2 protein-coding genes are annotated in these 1,391 nt (G+C 73.5%); both read left to right on the top strand.

Going from position 1 to position 1,391, the window contains the following annotated elements:
* On the top strand, positions 1–819 hold an 819-nt coding region (locus tag AEQ27_RS01280; RefSeq protein WP_152970073.1), incomplete at its 5' end, for a prolyl oligopeptidase family serine peptidase.
* A 5-nt stretch (positions 820–824) separates the two neighbouring features.
* Positions 825–1,382, top strand: a complete 558-nt coding sequence (locus AEQ27_RS01285) for a DUF1697 domain-containing protein (RefSeq protein WP_054145037.1) — start codon at positions 825–827, stop codon at positions 1,380–1,382.
* Positions 1,383–1,391: the final 9 nt, after the last annotated feature.

The following is a 1,391-nucleotide window of genomic DNA, read 5'->3' on the forward strand; positions in this document are numbered from 1 at the left end:
GGCTACGACCCGGCCGACTACGACCAGGCCCGCGAGTGGGCCACGGCGGCCGACGGCACCCGCGTGCCCGTGTCGCTCGTCTGGCGCCGTGACGCCGTCCCCGCCGAGGGGCCCTCGCCGGTGCACCTCTACGGCTACGGCTCGTACGAGCACAGCATCGACCCGGGCTTCAGCGTCGCACGCCTGTCGTTGCTCGACCGCGGCGTCGTGTTCGCCGTCGCGCACGTCCGCGGCGGCGGCGAGCTGGGACGCTCGTGGTACGAGGACGGCAAGACGCTCACCAAGAAGAACACCTTCACCGACTTCGTCGCCGTCGCCGACCCCCTGATCGCCGAGGGTCGCACGCCCCCCGAGCTGATGGTGGCCGAGGGCGGCAGCGCGGGCGGCCTGCTGATGGGCGCGGTGGCGAACATCGCCCCCGACCGGTTCGCCGGCATCGTCGCGGCCGTGCCGTTCGTCGACGCGCTGACGAGCATCCTCGACCCCGACCTGCCGCTCACCGTGATCGAGTGGGACGAGTGGGGCGACCCGCTGCACGACCCCGAGGTCTACGAGTACATGCGCGGCTACAGCCCCTACGAGAACGTGCGGGACGACGTCACGTATCCGCGCATCCTCGCGGTGACCTCGATCAACGACACCCGGGTGCTCTACGTCGAACCCGCCAAGTGGGTCGCCAAGCTGCGTGAGGTCGACGCACCGGTGCTGCTGAAGACCGAGATGTCGGCCGGGCACGGCGGCGTCAGCGGCCGGTACGAGTCGTGGCGCGAGCGGGCGTTCGAGATCGCGTGGATCCTCGACGTGCTCGGGCGAGCCTGACCGTCGTGGACCACGTCGCCCTGTTGCGGGGCGTCAACGTCGGCACCGCCAAGCGGGTGGCCATGACCGACCTGCGCCGCGTGGCCGCCGACCTCGGCTTCGAGCACCCCGAGACACTGCTGAACAGTGGCAACCTCGTGTTCGGGGCGCCGGCGGTGCTCGGGCCGGACGACGCGGCCGGGCTGCGGGGCGCGATCGCCGGAGCCACCGGTGTCGACGCCGACCTCGTGCTGCTCGACGCCGACCGGTTCGGGCGGCTGGCCGCGGCGAACCCGCTCCGCGACGACGGGCACGAGGGCCGCGAGGGGCGCGAGCCGAAGCTGCTGTCGGTGGCGTTCGCCGAGGTGCCGGGCGCGCTCGACGGGGTCGCGCCTCCTGACGTCGACCTGGGCGACGAAGAACTGGTCGTCTCGCCCGACGCCGTCTACCAGTGGCTGCCGGCGGGCGTCCTCGCCTCGCGGGTCCCCGCCGCCTGGTGGCGCGGGCTGCCGACCCCGGTCACGGCCCGCAACGACGCCACCGTCCGCAAACTCGAGGCCCTGCTGGCCCGCCGCACCGCCTGACCCCCCCCC

The organism is Frigoribacterium sp. RIT-PI-h (genome assembly GCF_001297205.1).
GTDB lineage: Bacteria > Actinomycetota > Actinomycetes > Actinomycetales > Microbacteriaceae > Frigoribacterium.